22 protein-coding genes are annotated in these 24,498 nt (G+C 68.8%); 15 read left to right on the forward strand and 7 right to left on the reverse strand.

Translation table 11 applies throughout. The features are described 5' to 3' along the window. Positions 1-95: 95 nt before the first annotated feature. The gene (locus RAH40_RS09020; protein WP_306601770.1) at positions 96-650 is read right to left on the reverse strand and encodes a helix-turn-helix domain-containing protein; all 555 of its coding nucleotides are present in this window, start codon (positions 648-650) and stop codon (positions 96-98) included. Positions 651-726: 76 nt separating this feature from the next. Between RAH40_RS09020 and argF the strand changes: the two genes are divergently transcribed. From argF to RAH40_RS09075, 11 genes are all read left to right on the forward strand, one after another. Continuing rightward, positions 727-1,713: an ornithine carbamoyltransferase gene (argF, locus tag RAH40_RS09025; protein WP_306601771.1), complete on the forward strand. Its 987-nt coding sequence runs from the start codon at positions 727-729 to the stop codon at positions 1,711-1,713. Positions 1,714-1,726: 13 nt separating this feature from the next. Then, a complete protein-coding gene (gene ord / locus RAH40_RS09030) occupies positions 1,727-2,782 on the forward strand; it encodes a 2,4-diaminopentanoate dehydrogenase (protein WP_306601772.1) in 1,056 nt (351 codons plus the stop codon). Positions 2,783-2,847: 65 nt separating this feature from the next. Further along, complete coding sequence (gene ortA, locus RAH40_RS09035; RefSeq protein WP_373432553.1) at positions 2,848-3,129, forward strand: 2-amino-4-oxopentanoate thiolase subunit OrtA; 282 nt, start codon at positions 2,848-2,850, stop codon at positions 3,127-3,129. Next, the gene (ortB, locus tag RAH40_RS09040; RefSeq protein ID WP_306601774.1) at positions 3,126-4,529 is read left to right on the forward strand and encodes a 2-amino-4-oxopentanoate thiolase subunit OrtB; all 1,404 of its coding nucleotides are present in this window, start codon (positions 3,126-3,128) and stop codon (positions 4,527-4,529) included. The genes ortA and ortB overlap by 4 nt, the downstream gene beginning before the upstream one ends. Before the next feature lie 17 nt (positions 4,530-4,546). Beyond that, positions 4,547-4,921: a D-ornithine 4,5-aminomutase subunit OraS gene (oraS, locus tag RAH40_RS09045; protein ID WP_306601775.1), complete on the forward strand. Its 375-nt coding sequence runs from the start codon at positions 4,547-4,549 to the stop codon at positions 4,919-4,921. After that, positions 4,918-7,122 (forward strand): D-ornithine 4,5-aminomutase subunit OraE, encoded by a 2,205-nt coding sequence (gene oraE / locus RAH40_RS09050; RefSeq protein WP_306601776.1) that lies wholly within the window; start codon positions 4,918-4,920, stop codon positions 7,120-7,122. Before oraS ends, oraE begins: the two co-directional genes overlap by 4 nt. Before the next feature lie 10 nt (positions 7,123-7,132). Then, complete coding sequence (locus tag RAH40_RS09055) at positions 7,133-8,458, forward strand: glutamate mutase L (RefSeq protein WP_373432572.1); 1,326 nt, start codon at positions 7,133-7,135, stop codon at positions 8,456-8,458. Further along, positions 8,458-9,537 carry an alanine/ornithine racemase family PLP-dependent enzyme gene (locus RAH40_RS09060; RefSeq protein ID WP_306601778.1) on the forward strand — a complete coding sequence of 360 codons (1,080 nt, stop codon included), beginning with the start codon at positions 8,458-8,460 and terminating at the stop codon, positions 9,535-9,537. The genes RAH40_RS09055 and RAH40_RS09060 overlap by 1 nt, the downstream gene beginning before the upstream one ends. An 18-nt stretch (positions 9,538-9,555) precedes the next feature. Continuing rightward, on the forward strand, positions 9,556-10,692 hold the full coding sequence (gene alr / locus RAH40_RS09065) for an alanine racemase (RefSeq protein ID WP_306601779.1): 1,137 nt from the start codon (positions 9,556-9,558) through the stop codon (positions 10,690-10,692). A 10-nt stretch (positions 10,693-10,702) separates the two neighbouring features. Continuing rightward, entirely contained in the window at positions 10,703-12,067 is a 1,365-nt protein-coding gene (locus tag RAH40_RS09070; protein ID WP_306601780.1) for an aminotransferase class I/II-fold pyridoxal phosphate-dependent enzyme, read from the forward strand. Positions 12,068-12,166: 99 nt separating this feature from the next. Beyond that, positions 12,167-12,400 (forward strand): hypothetical protein, encoded by a 234-nt coding sequence (locus tag RAH40_RS09075; RefSeq protein WP_306601781.1) that lies wholly within the window; start codon positions 12,167-12,169, stop codon positions 12,398-12,400. Positions 12,401-12,639: 239 nt separating this feature from the next. Here the strand turns inward: RAH40_RS09075 and RAH40_RS09080 are convergent, their stop codons facing one another. After that, entirely contained in the window at positions 12,640-15,786 is a 3,147-nt protein-coding gene (locus RAH40_RS09080; protein WP_306601782.1) for a TonB-dependent receptor domain-containing protein, read from the reverse strand. A gap of 337 nt (positions 15,787-16,123) precedes the next feature. Between RAH40_RS09080 and RAH40_RS09085 the strand changes: the two genes are divergently transcribed. From RAH40_RS09085 to RAH40_RS09095, 3 genes are all read left to right on the forward strand, one after another. Further along, positions 16,124-16,468, forward strand: a complete 345-nt coding sequence (locus RAH40_RS09085) for a hypothetical protein (RefSeq protein ID WP_306601783.1) — start codon at positions 16,124-16,126, stop codon at positions 16,466-16,468. A gap of 164 nt (positions 16,469-16,632) precedes the next feature. Beyond that, positions 16,633-18,330 (forward strand): AarF/ABC1/UbiB kinase family protein, encoded by a 1,698-nt coding sequence (locus RAH40_RS09090; RefSeq protein ID WP_306601784.1) that lies wholly within the window; start codon positions 16,633-16,635, stop codon positions 18,328-18,330. 2 nt (positions 18,331-18,332) lie between these two features. Next, positions 18,333-19,595, forward strand: a complete 1,263-nt coding sequence (locus RAH40_RS09095; protein WP_306601785.1) for a WS/DGAT domain-containing protein — start codon at positions 18,333-18,335, stop codon at positions 19,593-19,595. On the opposite strand, the gene RAH40_RS09100 is transcribed toward RAH40_RS09095, so the two are convergent. The 5 genes from RAH40_RS09100 to RAH40_RS09120 are packed head-to-tail and all read right to left on the reverse strand — an operon-like array spanning position 19,582 to position 23,597. After that, positions 19,582-20,778 carry a patatin-like phospholipase family protein gene (locus RAH40_RS09100; protein WP_306601786.1) on the reverse strand — a complete coding sequence of 399 codons (1,197 nt, stop codon included), beginning with the start codon at positions 20,776-20,778 and terminating at the stop codon, positions 19,582-19,584. The genes RAH40_RS09095 and RAH40_RS09100 overlap by 14 nt on opposite strands. A 7-nt stretch (positions 20,779-20,785) precedes the next feature. Further along, positions 20,786-21,217, reverse strand: a complete 432-nt coding sequence (locus RAH40_RS09105) for a phasin family protein (RefSeq protein WP_306601787.1) — start codon at positions 21,215-21,217, stop codon at positions 20,786-20,788. Positions 21,218-21,259: 42 nt separating this feature from the next. Next, positions 21,260-21,709, reverse strand: a complete 450-nt coding sequence (locus RAH40_RS09110; RefSeq protein WP_306601788.1) for a polyhydroxyalkanoate synthesis regulator DNA-binding domain-containing protein — start codon at positions 21,707-21,709, stop codon at positions 21,260-21,262. Next, the gene (locus RAH40_RS09115) at positions 21,709-22,764 is read right to left on the reverse strand and encodes an ArsA-related P-loop ATPase (protein ID WP_306601789.1); all 1,056 of its coding nucleotides are present in this window, start codon (positions 22,762-22,764) and stop codon (positions 21,709-21,711) included. The genes RAH40_RS09110 and RAH40_RS09115 overlap by 1 nt, the downstream gene beginning before the upstream one ends. Next, the gene (locus RAH40_RS09120; protein ID WP_306601791.1) at positions 22,761-23,597 is read right to left on the reverse strand and encodes an ArsA-related P-loop ATPase; all 837 of its coding nucleotides are present in this window, start codon (positions 23,595-23,597) and stop codon (positions 22,761-22,763) included. Before RAH40_RS09120 ends, RAH40_RS09115 begins: the two co-directional genes overlap by 4 nt. A gap of 302 nt (positions 23,598-23,899) precedes the next feature. On the opposite strand from RAH40_RS09120, the gene RAH40_RS09125 reads away from it, so the two are divergent. Next, positions 23,900-24,343, forward strand: coding sequence for a hypothetical protein (locus tag RAH40_RS09125; RefSeq protein ID WP_306601792.1), 444 nt, complete (start codon positions 23,900-23,902; stop codon positions 24,341-24,343). Positions 24,344-24,498 lie beyond the last annotated feature (155 nt).

Genomic DNA, 24,498 nt, shown 5'->3' on the forward strand with positions numbered 1-24,498 from the left:
TGGATGCCGCGGCGCGAAGATCCATTGCGCCGCACCGTCTTGAAACAGAATGCATCGCCGAGGTGGCCGAGGGGCCGAGGTTCGCCGAGGAAAAGCTAGGCCACGACGTTCAGGATGAAACTCAGGCTCCCCTTGCCCGTGTTGGCGAAGGCGTAGGGCGTGTCCGAGGGGAAGGCGATGGACTCGCCGGCCTTGAGCACCTGGGTCGCGCCGCCCTGCTCGAGGGTGAGTTCGCCCCGCACCACGTACACCATCTCCCGGTATCCCGGCAGGTCCGGCTCGCCCTGGTAGCGGTCCCCGGGCGCGATGGTCCACTTCCACAGCTCCACCGTGCGCTTCGCGGGAAAGCTCTGGAGCAGGTCCACCTTGGTGCCGGGGCTGCTGCCCTGCCAGAGCTGGACGCCCCGGTCGGGGTGGGGGGCCTCCTGGGCCGCGTTCACCAGCTCGGAGAAGGTCAGCTCGAACGCCGCGGCGATGTGGCCCAGGGTGGCCAGGCTCACGTTGCTCTCGCCGCTCTCGATCATGCCGATCATGCGCCGGGAGAGCCCGGCGCGGTCGGCCAGCTCCTGCTGGCTCCACTTCAGGTCGTGCCGCTTTTTGACAATGTTCAGGGAGATGGGGAGGAAGAGTTTTCGCGGGTCGAAGGCCATGGGAACCTCAAAGGGTAATATATTGCACATCCCAAAAATGCGCAATATACTTGCCATGCCGAAAAGGAGAACAACCATGGCCGTCAACCTCAAGGGTCGCAGCTTCCTCAGCCTCATGGACTTCACCGTTGAGGAGGTGCGCTACCTCCTGGACCTCTCCCGGGACCTCAAGGCCAAGAAGCGCATGGGCATCTACAACTACCTCCTGAAGGGCAAGAACATCGTCCTGCTCTTCGAGAAGGCCTCCACCCGCACCCGCTGCGCCTTCGAGGTGGCGGCGCTGGAGGAGGGCGCCCACGTCACCTTCCTGGACAGCAACAGCTCCCAGATGGGCAAGAAGGAGTCCCTGGAGGACAGCGCCAAGGTCCTGGGCCGGTTCTTCGACGGCATCGAGTACCGCGGCTACAAGCAGGAAGTGGTGGAGAACCTGGCGAAGTTCTCCGGCGTGCCGGTCTGGAACGGCCTCACGGACGTCGACCACCCCACCCAGATCCTTGCCGACTTCCTCACCATCGAGGAGCACGTGGCCAAGCCCCTCAACAAGGTCAAGCTGGTGTTCGCCGGCGACATCCGCAACAACATGAGCTACGCCCTGATGTACGGCGCCGCCAAGACCGGCATGCACTTCGTCGGCCTCGGGCCCAAGGAGCTCTACCCCAGCCAGGAGATCCTGGACCGGGTGCGCGAAGTGGGCCGGCTCACCGGCGCCAAGATCGAGATCACCGACGACGTGAACGCCGTCGCGGGCGCCGACGTCATCTACACCGACGTGTGGGCCTCCATGGGCGAGGAGGACCAGATCCCCGAGCGCGTGCGCCTCCTGACCCCCTTCAAGGTCACAATGGACCTCGTGAAGAAGACGAACAACCCCGACATGATCTTCCTGCACTGCCTGCCGGCCTTCCACGACTTCGAGACGAAGCTGGCCAAGGACATGATGGACAAGGGCTACGACATCCGCGAAGTGACCGACGAGGTCTTCCGCAGCCACCACTCCAAGGCCTTCGACGAGGCGGAGAACCGGATGCACACCATCAAGGCCGTCATGGTCGCCACGCTGTAGCCCGGGAGAAGACATGAGACAGGAAAACGTGAAGGTCTCCATCTGGGGATTCGGAGCCATGGGCGGCGGCATCGCCGAAGTGCTCCTGCGCAAGAAGGGCGTCGACATCGTCGGCGTGTGCGACATCCACCCCGACCGCGTCGGGAAGAGCATGTTCGAGGTCCTGGGCGTGCCCCGCGGGGACCGCCGGGACGTGGTCATCCAGGGCGACATCCACAAGGTGGTCACCCGCGGCAGCGCCGACGTGGTGATCCTCGCCACCGACAGCTTCACCCGCAAGGCCTTCGACAAGATCAAGCTGATCGTGGAGCAGGGCATCAACGTCATCTCCACCGCCGAGGAGATGGCCTACCCCAAGGCCAAGGAGCCCGCCCTGGCCGAGGAGCTGGACCGCCTGGCCAAGACCAACGGCGTCAGCATCCTGGGCACCGGCATCAACCCCGGGCTGATGATGGACCTGCTGGTGATCCTCATGACCGGCGCCTGCACCGACGTGGACTACATCAAGGCCGAGCGCGTCAACAGCCTGTCCCCCTTCGGCCCCGCCGTCATGGAGGAGCAGGGCGTGGGCCTGACCCTGGACGAGTTCAACGCCCAGTCCGCCTCCGGGCACCTGGCCGGCCACGTGGGCTTCAACGAGTCCGTGAACATGATCTGCGACGCCATCGGCTGGAAGCTGGACAAGCCCGTGGAGCAGTCCATGGCCCCGATCGTCTCGAACGTCCTGCGCAAGACGAAATACGCGGAAGTGAAGCCCGGGAACGTCGCCGGCTGCACCATGCTGGGCTTCGGCACCGTGGACGGCAAGCTGGCCGTCGAGATGGTCCACCCCCAGCAGATCGAACCCGAGCTCGAAGGCACCGACACCGGCGACTACGTGGTGATCAAGGGCACCCCCAACGTGAACCTGTCCAACAAGCCCGAGATCCCCGGCGGCATCGGCACCATCGCCATGTGCATCAACATGATCCCCCAGGTGATCAACGCGCGCCCGGGCCTGTTCACGATGATCGACCTGCCCGTGCCCCGCGCCATCATGGGCGACATGAGGGAACAGATCCATCCGTAGCTTTTCCCCGGCGATCCTCTGCGAGGCCTCGCGGAGGATCGCCGGAAAAGACAAAAAGGGAGCCAATGATGAACGTCATTCCCAAGGGCACCTGGGTCGAGATCGAGCGGGTGCTGCTTCAGCCCGGGGACCGGGCCCCCAATCTCCCGGAAGAGACCCGGATCTGTCCCTACGTCCTCAGAATCTCGGGCTTCCTCCAGGAGGATGCCGAACTGGGAGCCCAGGTCACGGTGCACAGCCTGATCGGCCATGCCCACCAGGGCGCCCTGAAGGTCGTCAATCCCGGCTATTCCCACAGCTTCGGCACGACCGTTCCGGAACTCCTCCACATCGGGGTGCGCCCATGAAGGACATGTCCTACCAGGCCGTCATGGGCCGGCGCAACGAGATCATGAAGGCCAGCCTGGGGATCGATTTCACCGACTACATCCAGAGCCCCATCGCCTTCGACTACGAGCGCATGATGCGCGAGACCGGGTACGCCCTGGAGGACATCGTCCGAATCCAGGCGGAGACCAAGGTCGGCAACACGCCGCTGTTCGAACTGACCAACCTCACCGAGGCGGTGCGCGCCTTCGCGGGCCCCGGCAAGGGCGCCCGCATCCTCGTCAAGGACGAGGCCGCCAACGCGGGCGGGTCCTTCAAGGCCCGCCGCGCGGCCATCAGCGCCTTCGAGGCGAAAAAGCGCGGCTACGCGGGCCTCGTGGCGGCCACCTCCGGCAACTACGGCGCGGCCGTGGCATCCCAGGCCGCCATGCGCGGGCTGAAGTGCATCATCGTCCAGGAGGTCTTCGACAGCCGTGGCGTGGGGCAGCCCGAGATCCTGGAGAAGAGCCGGGCCTGCGAGGCCTACGGGGCCGAAGTGCAGCGCCTCTCCGTGGGGCCCGAGCTCTTCTTCCAGCTGCTGCTCACCCTCGAGACCACGGGCTTCTTCAACGCCAGCCTCTACACCCCCTTCGGCATCAAGGGCGTGGAGACCCTGGGGGTCGAGGTGGCCGAACAGGTGCGGGCGCGCTACGGCCAGGATCCCGACGCCGTGGTCATCACCCACGCGGGCGGCGGCAACCTCACGGGCACCGCCCGCGGGCTCATCGCGGCCGGGAGCACCGGCACCCGCGTCGTGGCCTGCTCCGTGGACCTGGGCGGCCTGCACATGGCCTCCGACACGGACTTCAACCGCAAGTCCTTCACCACCGGCCACACGGGCTTCGGCGTGCCCTTCGCCACCTGGCCGGACCGGGTGGACGTGCCCCGCAACGCGGCCCGCAGCCTGCGCTACATGGACGAGTACCAGCTGGTCACCCAGGGCGAGGTGTTCTACGTCACCGAACTCCTGGCCAAGCTGGAGGGCCTGGAACGGGGCCCGGCGGGCAACACCAGCCTCACGGCGGCCGTGACCCTGGCCCGCGCCATGGACCGGGACCAGATCGTGGTGGTTCAGGAGACGGAGTACACCGGCGCCGGCAAGCACCACAACCGCCAGCTCTCCTTCGCCCGGGAGAACGGCATCGAGGTGCGGGTGGGCGATCCCCGGGAGAACGTCCCCGGCAGGGTGATCGTCATACCCGAGCGCCTGGAGCAGGTGCGGGGCAGCGTCCAGGACATGGACAAGCTGCGTCTGTCCTACCTGCGCAACGCCGCCAAGGCCCATCCCATCCCGCTGTGGAGCGATGCGGACCGGGCCTTCCTCGCCGCCGACCTCAAGAAGGACCTCGACTGGGTGGCCCAGGCCGCCGCGACCCTCTGAACCCAACGGAGAACCCCATGACGGATGAAACCCAGGCCCGGAAAGACCGGTTCGCGCTCCGCCAGGCCGAACTGGCCCAGCTGAGCGACGCCCAGCTCAAGGAACGCTTCTGGCAGCTCTGCAACCAGGTGGTGGCACCCATCGTGGACCTCGCCCGCACCCACACCAGCCCGTCCATCGAGCGCTCCGTACTCCTGCGCATGGGCGTGGACAGCGTCAGCTCCCACGGCGTGGTGGACCGCATCTTCGAGGCGGGCCTGCTGCCCAAGGGCGCGGGCAACGTGCTCCTGAAGGTGGGTGAGCGGGAAGGCAAGGACGTGCGCGGCGCCGCCGCGGCCATCCTCGAGAACAAGGACGTCCTCAAGAACCTCTTCCAGAGCGTGAACGCATGAGCGAGCATCTCGAACCCAACGTCAAGCTCGACATCGAGCACATCCTCGAGGGCCTGGAGGACTACCATCCCCCACGCAAGGGCTGGACCTGGCGCGACGTGCCCACCGAGGGCGTCAACATGGGCCCCTTCCACTTCCGGGACATGTCCAAGCCCCTGAAGAACTCCATCGGGCTCCCCGCCTCCAAGTACTTCGACCACATCGACCCCCAGCCCTCCTGCGTGGTCACCACCGAGATCGCCTCCGGGCGCTTCGAGGACGACATCCGCCGCATGCGCATGGCGGCCTGGCACGGGGCGGACCACATCATGGTCATCCGCACCACCGGCCAGAGCCACATCGACGGCCTGCTGGAAGGCACCCCCGAGGGCATCGGCGGGGTGCCCATCACCCGCAAGCAGATCCGCGCCAGCCGCAAGGCCTGCGACCTCATCGAGGAGGAGGTGGGCCGGCCCATCAACTTCCATTCCTACGTCTCGGGCGTGGCGGGCCCCGAAGTGGCCGTGCTGTTCGCCGAGGAGGGCATCAACGGCGCCCACCAGGACCCCCAGTACAACGTCCTCTACCGCAACGTGAACATGTACCGCTCCTTCGTGGACGCCGCCGAGGCCAAGTCGGTCATGGCCGGCGCCGGCATCTTCCAGATCGACGGGGCCCACAACGCCAACGCCACCGCCAAGGCGGGCTGGCTGGTGATGCCCGAGCTCATGGTGCAGCACGGCATCAACTGCGCCTTCTCCGTGGCCGCGGGCATGGACCGGAGCCTCATCGGGCTGTCCACCGTGCCCCCCAACTCCCCCCCGGCCCCCAAGCTCTGGTTCGACCTGCCCTACGCCGTGGCCCTGCGCGACTTCTTCAGCGAGTACAAGATGCGGGCCCAGCAGAACACCCGCTACATCGAGGCCGACATCGAGGAGGCCGTGCGCACCCACACGGTGGACACCCTCATCTCCATGCTCACCCGCGCCGACATCCAGTCCACCATCACCCCGGACGAAGGCCGCAACGTGCCCTGGCACTACAACAACATCCGCGGCGTCCAGACCGTCAAGCAGACCTGGGCCGCCCTGGACGGCATCAAGGAGCTGCTGACCCTCAACCACGACGGCCCCCTGGGCGGCATGGTGCGCGACCTCAAGGAGCGCGCCGTGGCCTTCCTGGAGGAGGTGGTGGAACAGGGCGGCTACTTCGCCGCCGTGGAGCAGGGCTTCTTCGTGGACTCCGCCAAGTACCCCGAGCGCAGCGGCGACGGCATCGCCCGCGACGGCAAGGGCGGCGTGGGCGCGGGCTCCCTGATCCCCCGGGACGCCGACTACTTCGCCCCCGTGTGCAGCCACTTCGGCCACAACCACGTGCCCGAAGGCCTGGACAAGCCCTGCGCCCCCATCCAGGGCTGCACCCTCTGCGTGCCCGGGAAGATCGTCTACATCGACGAGCTGGACCCCGAGGACTCCTGCGACCGCCGCCTGGAGAAGACCCTGCCCTACCGCAAGGGCGGCCTCATCCGCCCCGAGGCCGAGTGGGCCGGGGACGGCACGGTGCTCATCCAGCTCTTCGTGCCCGAGAACGAGGACATCGCCCCGGTGTACGCCACCGAGATGGCCCGCAAGATGGGCCTCGCGGACCCCGAGGTGATCAACACCATGGTCCTGCACCCCTCCGAAGGCTGCTTCGTGGAGGTCAAGGGCAAGGTGGCCTTCGACATCGAGAAGAGCACCCTGAAGATCCCCGAGAAGGAGATCATCCTCCCCGAGGAGGTCCTGCGCGCCGCCGTGAAGGCCACGGGCCTGCGCGTGGTGGCCGGCACCGTGGGCGAGGACGAGCACAGCGTGGGCCTTCGCGAGATCCTGGACATCAAGCACGGCGGCATCGAGAAGTACGGCGTCAAGTACACCTACCTGGGCACCTCGGTGCCCCTGGGCAAGCTGGTGGACGCGGCCATCGAGACCGGGGCCCAGGCCATCCTCATCTCCACGATCATCAGCCACAACGACGTGCACCGCGCCCAGATGCGCAAGCTGGCGGAACTCTGCCGGGAAAAGGGCATCCGGGACAGCGTGGTCCTGATCGCCGGGGGCACCCAGGTGAACCGGGACATGGCCGCCGAGACGGGCCTGGACGCCACCTTCGGGCGGGGCACCAAGGGCATCCACGTCGTCAACGCCATGGTCAAGGTCCTCCGGGCCCGGGGCGTGGTGTAGCGTGGACGGAATCCAGGTCCTGACCATCGAGGTGGGGAGCACGATCACGAAGGTGAACGGCTTCGCGCGGGATGGCCGGGACGGGTTCCGGCACCTGGCCCAGGGGTTCGCGCCCACCAGCGTGGCCCTGGGCGACGTGGGCATCGGCGTGCGGGAGGCCGTGGCCGACCTGGAGGGCCGCTTCGGCGGCCCCGCCGGGACGCCCGAGACCTTCGTGAACAGCTCCGCCGCAGGGGGCCTGCGCATGACCGTGCACGGGCTCACGAAGGGCATGACCGCCCGCGCCGCCCAGGAGGCCTCCCTGGGCGCCGGGGCCATCGTCAAGCAGGTGACCGCGGGCCCCCTGGACGACTTCGACCTGGAGGAGCTCCGGGAGATCGCCCCGAACATGATCCTGCTCGCAGGGGGCGTGGACTACGGCGAGAAGGACATCGTGATGCGCAACGCCGAGCGCATCGCCGGCCTGGGCCTGAAGGTGCCGGTGGTCTACGCCGGCAACATCGCGCTGCAGCGCCCCATCCGCAGGCTGTTCCAGGAGGCCGGCCTCGAGCTGCTCCTGGCCGACAACGTCTTCCCCGACGTGGACGTCCTCAACGTCCAGCCCCTGCGCGGCCAGATCCACGACCTCTTCAGCCGCCACATCGTCCACGCCCCGGGCATGGCCCCCTTCGCGGACCTCACCCGGTGGGGCATCCTGCCCACCCCGGGCGCGGTGCTGCGGGGGGCCGAGCTGTTCGCGGAGAGCATGGGGGACTGCCTGGTCTTCGACGTGGGCGGGGCCACCACGGACGTGCACTCCGTCACCGACGGCAGCCTGGAGTTCGCCAGCCGGCTGGTGGACCCCGAGCCACGGGCCAAGCGCACCGTGGAGGGCGACCTGGGGGTCTACGTGAACGCCCACCACATCGTGGACACCTTCGGCACCGAGGAGTGGCGCGCGCGCCTCCTGGACCTGCAGGCCCTGCCCGCCACGGAACGGGAGCGGGAGCTCACCCGGTGGCTCTGCGCCCGGGCCGTGGAGGTGGGCATCCGGCGCCACGCCGGGATCGTCTCGGACCTCTACACCCCCACCGGGCGCAAGCAGATCATCAAGGGCAAGGACCTCACCTCCGTGAAGTGGGTGGTGGCCACCGGCGGCGCCCTCACCCGGGTCCCGGGGGGTTCGGAGTGCCTGCGGGCCGTCTGCACCGGTGCCGGCACCCACCTGCTGCCCCCCCCGGAGGCGCGCATCCTCATCGACCGCGACTACCTCTTCTCGGCCCTGGGCACCCTGGCCCAGGCCTACCCGGACGACGTGAGGACCACCTTCCGCCGCTGGGCCGAATCGGAGCCCTGATGTACTACCGGACCCCCCGCCTCGAGATCTACCCCGACCGCATCACGGCCAACGCCCGGTCCGTCATCGCCCGCTGCCACGCCCACGGCGCCAAGGTGGCCTGCGTCACCAAGGTCACCTGCGCCCACCCCGCGGTGGTGCACGCCCTGGAGCTGGGGGGGGCCGACCTCATCGCCGATTCCCGCATCTCCAACCTCATGTCCATGGCCAACACGGGCCAGGCCCTGCCCCTGATGCTCCTTCGCATCCCGGCGCCCTCGCGGGCCGCCGACGTGGTGCGCTGCGCGGACACCACCCTCAATTCCAGCGTGGAGACCATCCGGCTCCTCTCCGAGGCGGCCCAGTTCCTGAACGTGCACCACAACATCATCGTCATGGTGGACGTGGGCGACCTGCGGGAGGGCGTCTGGCCCGACCAGGCCATCCGCGTGGTGCGCGAGGCCAGCCGGCTGCCCAACATCAACGTGGCCGGGCTGGGCTGCAACCTGGCCTGCTACGGCGGGGTCATCCCGTCGGTGGAGAACATGAACGCCCTCATCGAGGTCCGCGACGCCTGCCGCCGGGCCACGGGCCTGGAGCTGGCCACCCTGTCCGGGGGCAACAGCGCCAGCCTCCCGCTCCTGGAATCCGGTCTCATGCCCAAGGAAATCAACCAGTTCCGCATCGGGGAAGCCATCGTCCTGGGCCGCAACGTCCTGGACCGCAGCCCCTGGACCGGCACCCGCCAGGACACGTTCCGCATGGTCGCCGAGGTGGTGGAGCTGGAGCGAAAGCCCTCGGTGCCCGTGGGCGACCGTGGCCAGGACGCCTTCGGCGGCTTCGAGGAGTTCACGGACCGGGGCGTGCGCCTGCGGGCCATCTGCAACCTGGGCCGCCAGGACGTCACCGTGGACGGCATCGTGCCCGAGGACAAGGGGATCATCGTCCTGGGCGGCAGCAGCGACCACCTGGTGCTGGACGTGGAGGAGGCCGAAACGCCCGTGAAGCTGGGAATGGAGCTGGGATTTTCACCCAACTACAGTGCATTGCTGGCTTTATCAACCTCTCCCTACGTGCAGAAGGCCGTCATCAGGGGCTAGAATCAAGCAGGGGAACCCATGCTCTACCAGACCCACGCCCGTGTGCATCTCGGGAACATCCGCAGGAACCTCGAGGGCATCCGCGCCCAGGTGGGCCCGGACCGCTTGGTCCTCATCGCCGTCAAGGCGAACGCCTACGGACACGGGGCTGTGGCGGTCTCGCGCATGGCCGAGGGCCTGGGCCTCGCCGACTGGCTGGGCGTGGCCACCGTCCCCGAAGGCCTGGAACTGCGGGAGGCCGGGCTCAGGCTGCCGATCCTCAAGTTCTCCCCCACGTTCCCGGAAGAGATGGCCGCGGCGGTGGCGGCGGACCTCACCCTGACCGTCTGCGAGCCGGAGAACATCCGCCTCCTTCAGGCCGCCGCCCGCGGCCTGGGGCGGCAGGCGCGGGTGCATCTCAAGATCGACACCGGCATGGGCCGCATCGGCGTGACGCCGGAAGAGGCGCCCGCCCTGGCGCTCTTCATCGAGCGCGACTGCCCGGACCTGGTGCTGGAAGGGCTCATGACCCACCTGCCGGTGAGCGACGAGGAGGCCGGGATCCCCTACACCCGGGCCGAGATCGCCCTCTTCCGGGAGACCGCCTCGGCCCTGGCCGCCGCCATCGGGCGCATGCCGGGCCTGGTGCACTGCTCCAACTCCGGCGCGGTCCTGGGCCACGAGGAGGGCTGGCTCTCCATGGTGCGGCCCGGCGTCATGATCTACGGCCACTACCCGGACGCCACCACGCCGCGGACCATCCCCCTCCACCCCGGCATGTCCGTCGTCACCCGCCTCGCCTTCGTCAAGCAGGTCGCCGGCGGCACCGCCATCGGCTACGGCCGCACCTGGGTGGCCGAACGGGACACCTGGATCGGCACGATCCCCGCGGGCTACGCCGACGGCTTCAACCGCCTCTTCTCCAACCGCGGCCGGGTCCTGCTCCAGGGGCGCTCCTACCCCGTCGTCGGCCGCGTGTGCATGGACCAGTGCATGATCGACCTGGGCCCCGAGACCTCCGCCGCCCCGGGCGACGAGGTGGTGCTCATGGGCCGCAGCGGCCGCGAGGAGATCCCCGCCCAGGAGTGGGCGGACGTCCTCGGAACCATCACCTACGAAGTCACCTGCCAGATCAACGCCCGCGTGGAGCGGGTCTTCGACCCGGAAACAGCCTGAGGGAGCAGCCATGACCATGCAACTCAAGGATCTCGGAAAAGCCGTGTTGGACACGGAATACGCGGTGCGCGGCCCCATCGTCGCCCGTGCCCAGGAGCTGGAGAAGCATGGCCGGGAGGTCATCTACTGCAACATCGGAAACCCCCAGTCCCTGGGCCAGCGCCCCATCACCTACGTGCGCCAGCTCCTGGCCCTGTGCGAGTATCCCGAGCTGATCACGGCCGCCGCCGGCCTCTTCCCCGCCGACGTCCTGGAGACCGCCCAGGCCATCCTCAAGGGCTCCCGCCACGGCCTGGGGGCCTACAGCGAGAGCCGCGGCGTGCGCTTCATCCGCGAGGCCGTGGCCGAGTTCATCCAGGAGCGCGACGGGGCTGGGATCGACCCCGACCAGGTGTTTCTCACCGACGGCGCCAGCAAGGGCGTCCAGAGCATCCTGAAGCTCCTCATCGCCGGGCCCGCCGACGGGATCATGATCCCCATTCCCCAGTACCCCCTCTACAGCGCCACCATCACCCTCTACGAGGGCCGCATCGTGCCGTACGGCCTGGACGAGGCCGACCACTGGCGGCTCAACCCCGCCCTCCTGGAGGCCGCCCTGGCCAAGGCCCAGGCCGAGGGCACCCGGGTCAAGGCCATCTGCGTCATCAACCCGGGCAACCCCACCGGCGCGGTGCTGGACGAGGCGAACATCGCCATGGTCCTGGAGTTCGCCCGGAAGCACGGCCTTTCCGTCCTGGCCGACGAGGTCTACCAGGAGAACATCTACCTGGCCGGCGACAGGTTCGTCTCCTTCGCCAAGGTCCTCCAGGAACGGGGGATCCGGGACGTGTCGCTCTTCAGCTTCCACTCCTGCTCCAAGGGCTTCCAGGGCGAGTGCGGCGTGCGGGGCGGCTACTTCGAGTACCGCAACGTCCCCGAGGACGTGGCCGCCCAGATCCTCAAGCTCCAGTCGGTGAGCCTCTGCGCCAACCTGGCCGGCCAGGTGGCCACGTACGCCATGGTGCGCCCCCCCCGCCCCGGAACCCCCTCCTACGCGCTCTACCAGCAGGAGCGCGGCGGCATCCTCGAGAGCATGAAGCAGCGCGCCGTCATCCTGGCCGAGGGCCTGAACCGCATCGAAGGCATCACCTGCAACGTCATCGCCGGCGCCATGTACGCCTTCCCCCGGGTCGCCCTGCCCCCCGGCGTCACCGACGACGCCTGGTGCATGGCGCTCCTGGAGGAGACCGGCATCTGCGTGGTGCCCGGCTCCGGCTTCGGCCAGGCCGAGGGCACCGCCCACTTCCGCACCACCATCCTGCCCCCCACCGAGAAGATCCGCGCGGTGGTGGAGAAGCTGGCCGCCTTCCACCGGGCCTACAGCGCCCGGGTCTGAACGGACGGCCGCCTGGATTTCACCTCCATTCCCTTGACAGGAAGCCGATAATTTAAGAGCCGGGGCCTTCCCGCCCCGGCGGCTTCAGGGAGGCAACCCATGGCCTCGATTCCCGGAATCACCGGTACGACTGTTCCGCAAATCCCCACCCAGCCGTCCTTCAAGCTCCCTGGCGCGCCCACACCGGCCGAGCAACTGAAGGAAGCGACCGAATCGCTGGCGGATCTCCGCCTGGAGGCGGCCCAGGGCAACCTGCGGGCCGAAACGAAGCTCGCCCTTGAACAGGACCTGTTCGGGAAACCGGCCAAGTCGTCGATCAACCTGCTGGCATGAACGGACGGGCCCTCACCGCCCCCCGTTCCCGCTTCCTTTTCATCCCTTTCATCCCCCGCATCCATTCATCCCCGTTCAGCAGGGCCAGCGAACGGATGGGTCGGCACGCGAAGGAATGCGTCGCGCCGACCCACACCCTGGCTGGCCCTGCTGGAACAGGGATAAATCGGATCAACAGGATAAAAAGGATGAATGACCAAAAAGCGGGGACCCCCTGAAGGATCCCCGCCATCCCAAATCTAGAAAACGAACTTGAACCCGAAGGCGGCGGTCCGTGGCCCGTTGGCCTGGTAATTCAACCCGCGGTTGCCGAAGGTGCTGTTCTTGTAGGCGGCGCGCATGCGCACCGTGGTGCCCGGGAAGAGCGGGTTGCCGGTGATGGCCGCGGTGGAGTTCAGCTGGTTGTTGTAGTTGGAGCCGTAGTCGTAGTTGTTGAGCAGGTTGGAGATCGTCACGAACGGCTCGAGGATCATCCGGGGCGTGAACTTGATGGTGTGGGAGATGCGCAGGCCCATGTCCAGGTTCCAGTCGCCCACGCCCGTGCCGATCACGTAGTTCGGATGGGCCAGGGAGGCGGCGCCCATGTAGATGGGGTAGCCGGTGACGGGATCCGCATCGTTGTTGTAGCCGTTGTAGATGTCGTAGAACTTGCCGCTGTGCCAGGTCCCCAGCACGCCCACGTGGGTGCCGAAGTCGAAGTTGTAGGTGAAGGCGAAGGAACCCGAGAAGTGCTCGGTGCCCACGCTCGGGCGCTCGGGATTCGTCTTGTACGGATAGACGGCGCCCGCCCCGTAGAAGTCCGCGCTGCCGTTGTTGTCGAAGGACCTGGAGGAGCCGCCGTAGGAGGAGCGCACGTCCTTGGCCACGAAGGTCATGATGCCCGTGAAGGCCGGCGACGTGTATGACCACTTCACCTGGAGCTGGTGGCTGCTGCTGGTCTGGTTGGACAGGAAGACGGTGTCGCCCATGTCGGCGACCCCGGGGGCCCAGGTGACGCCCTGGGCGGCGGGGGACCAGGCTTCGGGGGCGCTGCCGTCCGAGGCGAACTGGGAGGAGGCGTGCTTGGTCTTGCTGTGGATGTACTGCAGGTCCACGTTCTGGTGCTCGCCGATCCGGACGGTCATGCCCAGGTTGAACGTATCCGTGGTGGGATACTCGAAGTCCGAGGCCATGAGCTGCTTGCCGGCCGTGCCGAAGGAGGCCTGGGTGAGCCAGCCGTCCACGGTGTTGAGGAAGTAGTCCCGCAGCCCGTTGACGTTGTGGGTGTAGTTGTAGGGCGTGAGATCCGCGGGCAGCACCAGGGCGTGGCCGTTGACGTTGGTCAGCGTGGTTCCCTGGGAGAAGTTCGCCACGTTGACGGTGCCCGGCGCCGAGGCGCCGCTCGCGGTCAGCGCCGCCTGGTTGTTGAAGGTGGAACGGGAAAGTCCGTTGGCCCGGTCGTTCAGGGCCCGGCTGAACCCGGTGACGTTGTCGATGACGTTGGCGACGAAGCGCCCGTAGCCCAGCTTGAGGGTGAGGCTGTCATCCCCGCGGGGCTTGTAGATGGCCTGGAGGCGGGGCGAGATGTAGGTCTTGTTGTCGGGGGGCGTGGTGCCGTGGAGGAGCATGGGGTTGGCTGAGCCGATCTGGCTGTAGAGGCCCGCCCAGTTCTTCAGGAAGTCGAAGGAGGTGTCCTTGTCCGCCCGGATGCCCAGGTAGATGGAGAAGTTGGGCGTGAGGGTCCAGTCGTCCTGGGCGTAGAACCCGTACTGCTTGATCTTGTCGCCTTCCTGGACGCCCTTGGGCCGCATGATCAGGCCCACGACGTTGGTGTTGGCCGGAACGTTGCCCCAGAGCTGCGGGCCGAAGGTGATGCCCGATTCGAAGAAGACGTAGGGGCCCGTCTCGGGGTAGAAGAGGGTCTGGTCCGCGTAGGTGTAGGCCTGGTAGTCGATGCCGGCCTTCAGGAAGTGGTCCCCGGTCTGGTAGGCCACGTCGTTGCGCCACTGGGTCCGCTTGATGCCGGTGTTCTGGATCGCGTTGGGGTCATGGCCGACGCGTCCGAGTTCCGTGGGCTGGAGGGGCAGCAGCGTGCTGTTGCGGGTGCGGATCTGCAGGTTGCCGACGCCGTCGCCCTGGCTGCCGGGCTGGATCAGGTTGGTGTAGTCGAAGTACACCAGGTTGCTTTCCCAGATCATGTTGGGTGTAAGGTTCGTCGTGACCTTCACGCCGTACCGGTTGGTCTTGTTCAGGCCGTTGCCCAGCATGGAGGGGTCGACGCGCCCGAAGACGGCCGTGGTGTGCGAGAAGGCCTGGTTGGGCGTCTCGTTCTTGTCGTAGCCGTAGGTGAAGGTGGCGTTCACGGTCTGGCTGGCGGACCAGTCCAGGCGGGCGTAGACGTTGGTCTCCTTCACTTCCGCCATGAGCCCGCCCAGGGACGGGTAGGCGGCCACGGCGTTGGTGGCGAAGGTGGTCGGCACCGCCTCCTCCTTCTTCCGCTCCACCGAGAACATGTAGAACAGCTTGTCCTTGATGATCGGCCCGGCCACCGTGGCGGAGATCGTCTGGCTGTTGTTGTCCTTCTTGGTGCCCTCGTCCGTGCTGCGGGCCCGCATGCTCTGGTTGGTGTACTGGCCGCTCACGATGCCCGTGAAGGCGTTGGAGCCCGACTTGGACACCACGTTGAGGAACCCCGCGTTGGAGCGCCCGAACTCGGCCTTGTACTGGTTGGTCACCACCTGGAACTCGCCGATGGCGTCCATGGGGATGGGGGAGACGTAGCCGCCCACGTCCGTGGAGTTGTTGTCGCCGCCGTCGATGTTGAAGTTCGTGCCGCGTCCCTGGCCCTCGCCCGTGGACATGTAGGTGCTGGTCTTCTTCGTGGGATCCACGTTGGAGCCGGCGATGAGCTGCACGCCAGGCGCCAGCACGGCCGCGGCCACCACGTTCCGGGACAGGACCGGCAGGGACTCCAGGCGGTCCGCGGAGACGTTCACGCCCACTTCGGCGGAGTTGGTGTTGGCCTGGTCCACGGTGTCGGCGGTGGCCACCACGGTGACCGTGGCCGCCAGGGCCGGGGCCAGGGCGATGGAGGCATCCGTCTCCACGCCCAGCTGGCTGGTGCGGGTCACCGAGGAGGTGGAATCCGCGCTCTTGAAGAGGATCCGGTAGTTCCCCAGGGGCACCGCCTGGAACCGGAAGGTGCCGTCCGCCGCGGTCACGGCCGTGCGGGTGTAGCCCGTGCCCTGGTTCAGGATCGTGATGGTCACGGCCCCCTTGGGGTTGCCCGTGGCCTTGTCGGTGACCCGGCCCTTGAAGGCCCCGAAGGTCTGCTGGGCCATCAGCACCCCGCCGGAGCACAGCCCCGCGACGATGGTGCAGAGAACCCTGGAACGGATGTTGCTCATGACGAAGTCCTCCCTCTGCGATTCGGCCGCCCCTGGGGGCGGCAGGATGGTTTTCGAGGTGCACCGAAGGAGCCCTGCCCATGGGCGGGATCCGTAGGGGGTGGAATTTCGGTGCTAATGGGGTGGTAATGAGTGGTGCACTATTAATCCCTTGGGCAGATGAAATTGCAAGGGAAAAAATGATCCCGTGATCGTTGATTATGCGGCCTCGCCCTCCGCCGGCCATTTCCCGTAAGTCGCCCCATACGTCGCACATACGATAACGGACATTCGGTTTTTGAAAATCCTCGCTATTCTCGGCAAACCCTTGAAAGTTGAACCATCCCCGGAGGCTGCCATGAAACGTCTGCTGATCGCCCTCGTCCTCATCGCCGGAGCCGGCGTGGGCGGCTACTACGTCCGGACCGGCAGGCTTCCCTGGGCCGCCCCGTCGCCCGACGAGACCCTGGTCGCCGCCCAGCGGGCGGCCTTCGACGTCGTGCGGGAACAATGGAAGCAGGCCGGCCGGGCCGGCACCTTCGGAATGGACACCGGCACCATCACCGAGACCCCGCTCGTGAAACTGGAGCGCCTGGAGGCGGACCTGGCGGACCTCCTGCCCAGGCTCACCTCCCCCGAGGCCCGCAAGCAGGCCGGCCAGCTCCGCCAGGACATCGCCACCTTCAAGGCCGGCATGCGCTGAGGACCCTCCAAGTGCTGAACCATCAATAAAGGAGTTGCAGGGCGATAATTCCGTCCGTATATTTGTGGCCCGTCTGTGTGGTGGCCGCATGACTCCGCCCTTGGTCCTCCAGGATCTCGACCCGTACGGCCCGCTGCCCGAGGACGCGGCAGGAGGTTCCCCCCATGGGTGACACGGCCGCGACCGCCGAACCCGGTTTCGAGGGGGCCGCGCAGGACCAGGAGGCCCGGCTCCGGGACCTGGGCTTCGAGGTCATGCCGGAATGGCGGCCCCAGGGGCACCTGCGCCGCCTCGCCGTCACCGTCCGGCACTTCTCGGGCCTGCTCTTCGGCGGGTTGGCCTGGCAGTGGGCCGCCACTTCGGGCGGGGGACCGCGCCGGGCCCTGCTCTGGGCGGCGGCGCTCCCGGGGCGCTGGTTCGTGGACCGGGACCTGCGCGCCCTGCCCTTCCCCGTGCAGCTGCGCCGGCGCCTGGAGCGCCTGGGGCCCACCTACATCAAGCTGGGGCAGATCCTGAGCCTGCGCGAGGACCTGCTGCCCCGGCCCGTCACCGACGAGCTCAAGCACCTGCTCAACAACCTGCCCGTGGTGCCGCTGGACGCGATCCGGAGGATCATCGAGAAGGACCTGGGGCGGCCCGCGGGGGAGCTGTTCCGGTCCATCGACCCGGTGCCCATGGGCTCGGCCTCCATCGGCCAGATCCACCCCGCGGTGACCCTGGACGGCCGGCGGGTGCTCCTGAAGGTCGTCAAGCCCGGGATCCGCCAGACCCTGGAGCGGGACGCGCGGCTCCTGCGGATGCTGGGGGCCGTGGCCCAGGTGCTTCTGCCCCGCTACCAGCCCCGGCAGATCGTCGACGAATTCTGCACCTACACCCTCCGCGAGGTGGACCTGCGCCTGGAGGCCGACAACGCGGAGATCTTCGCGGGGCACTTCGCGGACACGCCCGAGGTGGTGTTCCCCGGCATCCACCGCGCCTGGTGCGGGCGCAGCGTCCTGTGCATGGAATTCCTGGACGGGCTGAGCCCGGACTCGAAGGAGGCCCTGGAGCTCCCCGAGGAGGACCGGCGCCGGCTCACGGACCTGGGCGCCATGGCCATCATCCGCATGCTCTACCAGGACGGGTTCTTCCACGCGGACCTGCACCCGGGCAACCTCGTCATCCTGCCCGGGCCCAAGGTCGGGTTCATCGACCTGGGCATGGTGGGCCGCCTCGACGAGGACCTGCGCCGGTCCCTGATGTACTACTACTTCGCCCTGGTCATGGGCGACGGCGAGAACGCCGCGCGCCACCTCACCGCCATCGCCATCCCTGGGCCCGGGGCCGATCCCGCGGCCTTCCGCAGGGACGCCGCGGACATCGCCAACCGGTGGAAGCTCGCGGCCAATTTCAAGGACTTCTCCCTGGGCCAGCTCATCCTCCAGTCCCTGGCCCGGGGCGCCGAGCACCGCATGTACTTCCCGGTGGAGCTGGTGCTGATGGTCAAGGCCCTGGTCACCTTCGAGGGCGTGGGCAACGTGCTGCTGCCGGGCTTCAACGTGGCGGAGGTGAGCCGCAAGCACATCCGGGGGCTCTTCCTCGAGCAGTTCAGCCCCCTGCGCCTGCTCAGCGAGGGCATGCGCGGGGTGCCCGAGATGGTGGACGCCATGATCAAGATGCCGCTCCTCATCACGGACGGCCTCCGGGTGCTGGAGCGGCTCACCCGCCAGCCCCGGGAGCCCGCCTGGGCCTCCCTGGGGCCGGCCCTCTCCGCCATCGCGTTCCTGGCCGCGGGCTCCGCGGCCCTGTGGTTCAGGTCCCCCTGGCCCGTGTGGACGGGCCTGCTCCTTTCCGCCTTCATCCTGGCCCTGCGCCGGAGGTGAGCATGCGCGAACCCGTCGCCTCCAACGATGCCATCTGGCTTCAGGACTCGGCCTGCAACCGGATGGTGATCAACGCCGTGCTCCTCGCGGACCGCCTGGAGGCCGCGGACCTCCGGGCCACCTTCCGGAGGCGCATCCTCGAGGGCCCGGAGGCCCCGCGCTTCGAGCGGCTGCGGTGCCGGATCACGGGCGGGGGCCACCGGCAGTACTGGGAGCGGGACCCGGACTTCGACCTGGACCGCCACATCGTGGAGGACCGCGTGGCCCTGGAGAGCCAGGAGGCCTTCCAGGATTATGTGGGCCACGAGGCTGGGCGCGAACTGGACGGGGCCCATCCCCGGTGGTCGATCCGGGTGATGGACGGCTACGAACCCGGGACCACGGCGCTGCTGGTGCGGGTCCACCACAGCATCGGGGACGGCGAGGCCCTCGTGTCCCTCCTCTTCGCCCTGGTGGACGAGCCCATCGACGGCAAGCCTCCGGCCAAGGTCCCGCCCGACCGGGGCGGCTTCCTGCGGGCCGCGGCGGTCCCGCTCGCGGCGCCGGGCATCCTCCTGCGCCGCCTGGCCTGGCACCCGGACCACAGCCCCATGCACGGCCCGGCGCTCTCGGGGCACAAGCACGTGGCCTGGACCCGGCCCATGGACCTGGCGGTGGTCAAGCGGGCCCGGCAGGCCATCGGGGCAACGGTCAACGACGTGCTGATGGCCTCCGTCTCGGCGGCCTTCTCCCACTACCTGGAGGACCACGGCGACCCCCCGCCGTCCCGGTTCCTGGTATCCATGCCCATGAACGTGCGGGCCCCGGGCGCGCCCCTCCTGTGCGACAACCACTTCGCCCCCGTGCCCCTGGAGCTGCCCGCCGGCCCCGGGGTCCGCGCCCGGCGGATCCTGGAGGTGAAGGCCAGCATGGACCGCGTGAAGGGTTCCGCGGTGCCCAGGGCCATCTACGGGCTGCAGCGGGCCGCCCTCGCGCTCCTGCCGGACCGCATGAGCAGGGGCCTCATCGACTTCCTGGCCAACAAATGCACCGCCGTGGTCACCAACGTCACCGGGCCCCGGGGCGAGGTGACCCTGGCCGGGAGCCGGGTCCGGTCCATGATCTTCTGGGTGCCCCAGCGCGCCCGCATCGGCATCGGGATCTCCATCCTCAGCTTCTCGGGCCGGGTGCAGGTGGGCATCATCGCCGACGAGGCCCTGGTGCCGGACCCTTCGGTCCTGGTGCGGGCCTTCGAGGAGGAGTTCGAGTCGCTCAGCAGCCTTTGAGGCTCCCCTCCAGCGCGCGCAGGGCCTCATCCAGCCGCAGGGCCACCCGGGGTGCCCGGCGGGGCTCCAGGCCGTCCCACACGCTGCGCCCGGCCTCGGCCAGCAGGTCCTCCCGCAATTCCAGCCCGTTGCGCGCGAAGACCGGCCCCAGGGCCTCCCGCCGCGTCCACAGGTCCAGGCGGGTCTGGTCGAAGCCGATCTCGCACACCTTGTGGCGGGAGTGCAGCCGGAACAGGTTGGTGAAGAGCCGGTGCTCCGTGGCCCGGGGCTGGAACATCACCAGGTCCGCGCCGGGGAACGCCTGGGCGGCCCGCTCCATGCCCAGGCCCACCCGCGAATGGATGAGGATCCGGAAGCTCTGGCCCAGCACCGCCGGCAGGCCCCCCTTCTGCACCGCCCGGCGCCCCAGGACCTCCCGGGCGTCCCGGGAGCCCGTGTCCATGGGCACCAGCGGGTTCACGCACAGCAGCAGGTCCGCGCCCTCCCGCAGGGCGACGGTGGAATGGACGGTCTTGAGCAGCACGCCGTCCACGCAGACCCGGCCTTCCACGTCCACGGGCTGGTAGAGGCCGGGGACGGCGCTGCTGGCCTGCACCGCCCGGGAGATCGGGACGTGGTCCAGCCCCTTGGACCCGAAGACCATGGCCGAGCCCGTCTCCAGGTCCGTGGCCACCACGAACAGCCTTCGGGGCAGCCTGCGGAAATCGTCGGTGCGCCCCCGCGCGGAAAAGAGCCGGTGGAGGTAGGCCTGGATGGGCTCGTTGTCGAACAGGCACACCGGGAGCGAGGCCCCGAGGCCCTCCAGGCCCCCCAGGAAGGAGGCGTCGCCGGTGAGCATCTGCCTGACCACGTCCGCCACCACCCAGGGCAGCTTCAGCCCCCGCCTGCGCAGCTCCCGCAGGGCGGGCCGGAAGAAGATGGAGGCGTCGAAGAGCCCGTCCTCCTCCGGTTCGGCCCGGATCCCCTGGACCATCTCGGCCACCGTGATCCCGTTGGCGAGGTGGGAGCCCACGAAGGCGCCGGCGCTGACGCCGACGTAGACGTCCATGCGGTTGAGGTCGAGGCCCTGGACATAGGTCTCCAGGGCGCGGAGGGCGCCCACCTCGTAGACGCCCCCCAGCAGTCCCCCGGAAGCCAGGGCAAGGCCCACCTTCCGCGCTTTCGTGCGGCGGGGCGGGGCCATGGCCGGATCAGGCGGTGGGGGCCTGGGCCTTGGCCTTGGGCCGTGCCTTGGCCTTGGGCTTGGGCTTCGGAGCGGCCTTGGGCGCGGCCTTGCTCACGTTCCGGGTGAGGGCTTCCACCCGGTGGGTGAGGTTGATGATCTCGCTGCGGGTGGGCACGCCCAGCCGCTGCATGGCGGCGGCGAGGCCGTCCTCGATGGGGGCGGCGACCCGCTCCAGGAGGCCCTTGGCGTCCTCCTTCAGGCCGTCGGTGCGTTCCTGCAGGCCCGCCATCCACTCCGCGTTGGTCTTCTTCTGCTCGCGGCCGCGCTTGACGAGCGCCTTGAAGATCCTACCGCCCTCCTCGCCGGCGAGATTGAACGCGCCCAGGCCCGCCAGCCAGATGTCGTTGGCGGTGCCCTTCAGGCCGGTGGGAGCTTGTGCCTTCTTCCTGGTAACCATACCCACTCTCCTTTCATCCGGCGCAAGGGCCGGCGGTTTGGGTCAGCTGGGTCGTCTCCGTTTCGTGCGGCGCCCGGCGCGGGCCTCCAGATCGGCCAGGGCGGCCTCCAGTTCGGCCAGGCGCTGGCGGAGCCGGGTGATGTCCTCCCGTGCCCCGCTCACGGCCTGGATCCGGTCCACGGAGGTTCGGAGCATGCGGTCCACCTTGGCCTGGACCTGCCCGAACCCCTCCGCCAGGGCCTGGTTCCCCCGGCGGATGATCTGGTGGAGGAGGTCCCCGGAGAGGAGGGCGTGCCCGCCCCGCTGGTCCTCGTAGATGCTCTGGGCGAGGGTCTGGGCGGTGACGTCCTCCCCGGTGGCGCTGTCGGCCACCTGGAGCTCCTGGCCGGCCCGGATCCAGGCGGAAAGCTCCTCCAGGGAGACGTAGCGGCTCTCCTCGGTGTCGTAGAGCTTCCGGCTGGTGCCGCCGTACCGTTTGATGAGGCGGATCATCACGACCCCTTACCGTACGCCCCAAATATACCGCATTGCGGCAAAAAAGCCCGGTTCTCCGCCAGCTTTCCGTAGAGCCGTTCCAGGGACGGCAGATCCGCCGGGGGCGAGGGTTCCAGGGCCACGGGGAGGATCCGGCGCTCGCCGGGGAAAAGCCGCTGCAGGAGGGCCAGGCCCCGCCGGTCCCGGTCCGCCAGGTGGCGCAGCAGGACCACCCCCTCCCCCGCCCCGGGGCCCGGATCCGGGGTCACGGGGTTCACCAGGATGGGCCCGAGGTGGTGTCCGGCCTCCTCCAGCCTGCGCAGGAAGAACATGGCGTCGGGCACCCGCTCGGAGCCCGGCCCCGTCACCAGGAGGAACCGGGTCTCGGGAGCCCGGAGCAGCTCCCCCACCTCCCGGGCGCGGCTCCGGAAACCCTCGAACAGCGGCGCGAAGGCCCGGATGAACTCCACCACGTCCAGCAGGAAGCGCCGCCCGACGATCCGGTCCGAAAGGCCCAGGGCCGTCCGTCCCGCGATGCGCAGGGGCAGGCTCCCGTGGCCCGGGTCGTCCCACCAGGGGTCCAGGGCGAAACGGATGGCCTTGCTGTCCACCAGGTCCATCATCCGCTGGGGGGCCTGGAGGAAGTCCAGGGCCTGGCGGGTGGGGGGCGTGTCCAGGATGATCCGGTCGTAGCGGCGGGAGGCCCGCATCTCGAAGAGCCGCTCCATGGCCATGTATTCCAGGATGCCCGCCAGGTGGCCGGCCATGTCCTGGTAGAAGCGGTTGGCGAGGATCCGCCTTGCGGCCATGGAGTCCGGAGCGTAGGCGCGGACCAGCCGATCGAAGGTCCGCCGGGCGTCCAGCAGGGCCGCGTCCAGGCCCGCCACCACCGGCACCGGGTCGTCCCGGGCGGCGTCGCCCACCCCCAGGGCGTCCTTGAGGCGCAGGGACGGGTCGAAGGTCATGACCAGGGTGCGCAGCCCCTCCCGGGCCGACCCCAGGGCCAGGGCCGCGGCCAGGGTGGTCTTCCCCACGCCGCCCGCCCCCACCACCACCGTCAGCTCCCCGCTCACCGGTCCACCTCCAGGAAGACGGAGGCCAGGCGCTCCACGAGCTCGGGCCCCCGGTCCAGGGCCAGCATGGGCAGTTCCAGCAGGGGCCCGTCCCAGGCCGCGGCCAACCGGGCCAGTTCCGCCTCGTGGAGGCGCCGGCGGGCCTTCCAGAGCCCCTGGGCCGCCCCCCGGGGCAGCCGCGGGAAGAGCATGTTGGCCACCACCAGTTCCGGACGCATCGGGAGCCGCTCGATGAGTTCCAGGGTCTCCTGCACCGGCATCTCCTCGGCCAGGGTGGCCAGCGTCACGCCGCAGCGGTTCGGATCGGCCAGGAACCCCGCCAGTTCGGCCGCCATCGCTCCCAGCTGCCCCCCCCGGACGGCCCCGGCCAGCAGCCCGGGCGCCGCCAGCAGCGCGGCGCTGTGACCGGTTGCCGGCGCGTCCACGACCACGATGTCCGCCCCCTCCAGGCTCCGGTACGCGTGGCCCAGCAGCGCCGTCTCCTTCAGGCCCGGCGCCCCTTCGATGAACGTGTGGAAGGCCGGGCTCTCCGTGACCAGCTTCGCCAGGTAGCCGATGGGGACCTTCTCCCGCACCAGCGCCTCGATCACGGCCTCCGGCTGCAGGTTCTGGATGCGCAGGCCCCGGCCCGCCTCCACCACCCGGCCTCCGGAGGGCTCCGTGCCCAGGGCCTGGTGGAGGCTCTCCCGGGGATCCACCTCCAGGAGGAGCACGCGGAGCCCGCGCAGGGACAGGAGCCGGCCCAGCAAAGCGGAAAGGGTGGTCTTGCCGGTGCCGCCCTTGCCGGTGACGACGATCAACTGGCGTTCGGCGAGCCGATCCAGGGCTGGCATGGGGAGGGGACTCCGGCTGGGGGGCGATTCGACGCGTCAACCTACCACCGGAGGGGCAAGGGGTTGAAGGCAAATTTTCGGGTCCGGGGCGACCTTCCGGGCCCAGGATCCGGGGAGCCCGGGGGACCTCCGGAGCATGGCCGACCACCTGGCAAGCAAGCGGCAAATGGCGCTATCCAGGAGGTTTCTGCCCGTGGTGGAAACCCGCCGACTATGGTAGCTTTTTGCAAAATCCATCATCCCACCCCTGCCACCCTCCGGGAAAACCCTCCAGGTCTTCCCCGCCTCTGCAAGGAGTGACCATGAACGCAATACGATCCCTCGTCCTCTGCGGTTCGGTCCTGCTGGCTTCCGCCGCGTTCGCCCATGCTGCGCCCAAGGGCCAGCCCGCCAAGGAAGCCGCGCGGGCGGATGTCCTGTACACCTGCGCCTGCGGCCCGGACTGCCACTGCACGTCGGCCTCCATCAAGCCCGGGAACTGCACCTGCGGCAAGCCCCTGAAGGGGGGCCACGTGGTCAAGGTGGAGGGATCGACCGCCCTCGTCTGCATGTGCGGCGAGAAATGCAAATGCAGGATCGACGCCAAGGACGCCACGAAATGCGGTTGCGGCCAGGCCCTCAAGTCCGTCGAGCTCAAGGGCACGGGCCTGTACTTCTGCAACTGCGGCGGCTCCTGCGCCTGCAACACGCTGTCGGCCGAACCCGGCACCTGCGGCTGCGGCATGGCCCTGAAGCGGGCCAACTAGGCCGCCCGGAGCAGGAAACGTCCCGAAAGGCAGGCGATGCAACAGCCGGCAGGCGAGGCTTCAATCCAACCGTCCGAATGGGCCCCGGGCCCGGGCAACCCCCTGGTGGCCTTCGTCCTGGACCAGCGATGGAAACTCGGCCTTGGCGGTGCGGT

The organism is Geothrix sp. 21YS21S-2 (assembly GCF_030846775.1).
Classification (GTDB): domain Bacteria; phylum Acidobacteriota; class Holophagae; order Holophagales; family Holophagaceae; genus Mesoterricola.